This window comes from Pseudonocardia acidicola, assembly GCF_012911935.1.
GTDB classification, from domain to species: Bacteria; Actinomycetota; Actinomycetes; order Mycobacteriales; family Pseudonocardiaceae; genus Pseudonocardia; species Pseudonocardia acidicola.
The window spans coordinates 1-3,064 of the sequence record NZ_JAAXLA010000151.1 but is presented as its reverse complement, the minus strand read 5'-3'; the positions used below and the strand labels follow the sequence as shown (position 1 = coordinate 3,064).

Genomic DNA, 3,064 nt, shown 5'->3' with positions numbered 1-3,064 from the left:
CCGCCCCCCAGCACCGCAGCCCCCCAGCCGGCCGCGCCATCAGCGACCCCGGACAGCATCTCCGGCGGCGGCATCCCCTGTGTCAACTAGAACGACCACCGGCCATCCGGGCGCGGGCCCCGACGGACTGCCACAGGTGTCGCAGGCCACGACGCGGGCCCCGGTGGTGGGGGGTTCATCGGCCGGCTCCTGAGGATGGCTGGTCGTCCTCCGGGACGACTGCAGGGGGAGGTACTCGATGCCGGTCGGGCCCGGAGACCATGAGGGCGGCCAGGCGGCCGCGCCGGGCGCGGCTGCGGATCGGTAGGGCGGGAGCGTCATCGCGGTCGTCGGTGTCGCGCAGGTCGGCGTCCTCAGCGCGCCAGGACACCGCGCGGACCCCGGGTTCGAGTGACAGCCTGGTGACCAACGCATCCAGGCGCGCGCCGGGGCCGCCTTCGATGAGGACCTCGACGCACAGCTCGACGTCGCCGGTGGCATCGTCGGTCTCGGCCTGATTGCTGAGGCCCCGCAGGGTGATGTCGGGTTCGGTGAGGGCTTGCAGCAGCTGCGCCCGCAGGTGGAGTTCGTGTTTGCGGCGGACCACGACGACGATGGTGTAGGCGGCCACGGCTTCGACGTTGGCGGCCGGTGCCCGGTCGACCAGGCGGCCCAGGGGGCGCAGCAACAGATGCACCCCGAGCACGACGGCCGTGGTCGCCAGTGCCGGGATCACGTGTCCGGCGGCGGCCTGGCAGCCGACCGCGGCCGAGCACCACAGAGTGGCCGCGGTGTTGAGGCCCTGGACGGCGAAGCCTTGGCGCAGGATCACCCCACCGCCGAGGAACCCGACCCCGGACACGACGTAGGCGGTGATCTGCAACGGTGCGGAGGGCAGGCCGGCTTGCTCGCCGAACAGCACGAACACCGCCGCCCCGGCAGCGACCAGGGCATGGGTGCGCAGCCCCGCGGTGCGCGACCGGTACTGCCGCTCCAGCCCGATCAGCAGCCCGCACCCGGTGGCCAGCAGCAGCCGCAGCACGAACTCGACATCAGCGCCGCTCACCACAGCCTCCGTTCTCGATCAGGCCGGTCCGGCGCGAAGCGGGGGGACACCCGCAACCAGCACCGGCAGCACGCACCGGTGCCCGGTGACCTTCTACTGGTTGATCATTGACTGATCGTGGACAGCAGCAGGACGGCGAACAGCGGGCAGGTGAGCAGCAGGGAGGCCAGCCCGAGCACGGGCAGGTGCGTGGGTGCCGCCGCGAGGGCCAGCCCGAGGTTGCCGATCATGGCCGTGCCCGCGGTGTACCGGACCCAGGCCTGCCACCGGTGGTGTCGGCGTGTCGCCGGCGGCGGGTGGGTCGGTTGCGGCCCAGGCGGTGGGGGCGCGCTGCCCGGGCCCGCCGGGTCGGCGGGTGGGGCGGCGGTGCGGTGCTCGGCCAGCAACTGCACCAGCGCCAGCGGCACCCCGGTGGCCGCGGCGACTTCGAGCGGGGCGTGGCCGTGGCGCAGCATCGATGCGGCCATCGCCATCCGGATGCTGGGCCGTTCGTGGGGGTCGGGCCGGCCGGGGCCGGGCGCTGGGACGTGAGGATGGGTGACCATGATCGCCCCCCCCTGTCGGTGGGGTCATTTGTCGGTGGGGTCAGGTGGGGTCGGGTCCGGACGGTTGCGGCGCCGCCCCGCTGAGCGGCTGCTGCCCGGCCTGCGGTGCGCCGGACTGGTTCGCAGACGGCTCGATCTCGTCGTCGGCCGGGTCGGGGTGGGGTGCGGGTTCGCGGCGGCGCCAGTTGTTCGGGACGGTGGATTCCAGGGCATCGTCGACGGTGATGACCCCGATCAGGTGGTCGTCGTCGTCGACCACGGGCAGGCTGAGCAGGTTGTAGTCGGTCATCAGCAAGGTGATGTCGATCAGGTCGGCGTCCGGGTGGACCCGGACCGGGTCGGGTTCGGTGACCTCGCGCAGTCGGGCGGTAGGGGCGGCCTGCAGCAGCGCGACCAGGCTGACCGCGCCGCGCAGCTTGCCGTGGTCGTTGAGGCTGAACACGGTGGTCAGCGCTTCCGGTTGCAGGGTCGTGGCGGTGCGGACCCGGTCCAGCGCGGCGGCGACGGTGGTGTCGCGGGGCAGCGCGAGGAAGTCCAGACCCATCAATCCGCCCGCGCTGGTCGGGTTGTAGCCCAGCAGGGCGGTCACCTTGGCGCGCTGCCCGGTGGGCAGCAGCTCGAGTACGGCCTGGCGCCGTTCCTGAGGCAGGTCGTTGATGGCGTCGGCGGCGTCGTCGGCGCGCATCCGGGCCAGGACCCCGGCGACCTCGGCATCGGGCCGGTCGCGCAGCAGCCTGGACTGGCGGTCCTCGTCGAGTTCTTCGAACACGTCGGCCTCGAGCTCGGGATCGGCGTGCACCTGCTGGAGCAGCTCGGTCTGCTCCTCGCCGGAGGCCTCTTCGAGCAGGTCGGCGATCTGCGGGGGCTTGAGCCGGCGCAGCCGCCCGGCCCGGCTGCGTAGCAGCACGGTGGGTTCGTGGCCGATCAACGCCTCGAACGCCTTCCAGTCCCGGCAGCCACTGCCGATCGGCTCGCCGCCGTCCGCGTCGTGCCGGTCGTGGGCGGGCCTGGTCAGACCGAGGGCCCGGCGCCACCAGCTGGTGGGGCGGGTGTCCACCCCCGCCAGCACCCAGCCGTCGGGGGTGTGGGCGAGCTCCAGGTCGTAGGCGCGCACCAGCCGGGCGCGCGGGATGTCGATCAGGCGGTGGCCGAGGATGTCGGCCCGCAGCAGCACCTCGCCGTCGCGGCGCTCGAACTCCCGCAGGTCCACCCGGGCACTGGAGAGCAGGACCTGCTCGGTGCCCCAGTCGGTGACGCTCTCGGCGGGCACGAACACCCGCCGCCCGCCCAACTCGGCGACCAGGCCGGTGACGAGGGGGTAGTCGGTGCCGCGCAACCGGACGATGACGTCGGAGAGCCGGCCCAGCCGCTGCCCGCGGGCCCCGACCACGGCCCGGCGCAGCAGCCGCGACAGCGACAACGTCTGCCCGGGCGTACCGCGGCCCGCCTGGTGGGGCGCGGCGGGGTTCTGGGT

General features: G+C 73.7%; 3 protein-coding genes. All 3 read right to left on the bottom strand.

All coding sequences use genetic code 11. The annotated features are described in order from the left end of the window. Positions 1-175: 175 nt before the first annotated feature. Positions 176-1,045, bottom strand: a complete 870-nt coding sequence (locus HF526_RS34290) for an MgtC/SapB family protein (RefSeq protein ID WP_169385809.1) — start codon at positions 1,043-1,045, stop codon at positions 176-178. A 104-nt stretch (positions 1,046-1,149) separates the two neighbouring features. After that, positions 1,150-1,518, bottom strand: a complete 369-nt coding sequence (locus HF526_RS34285; protein WP_211178222.1) for a hypothetical protein — start codon at positions 1,516-1,518, stop codon at positions 1,150-1,152. Between the two features lie 112 nt (positions 1,519-1,630). Next, on the bottom strand, positions 1,631-3,064 hold a 1,434-nt coding region (locus HF526_RS34280; protein WP_211178221.1), incomplete at its 5' end, for a magnesium transporter MgtE N-terminal domain-containing protein.

Coding starts and splice junctions, on each gene's coding strand:
- HF526_RS34285 (WP_211178222.1), bottom strand. CDS start 1,518: ATGGCGATGGCCGCATCGATGCTGCGCCACGGCCACGCCCCGCTCGAA.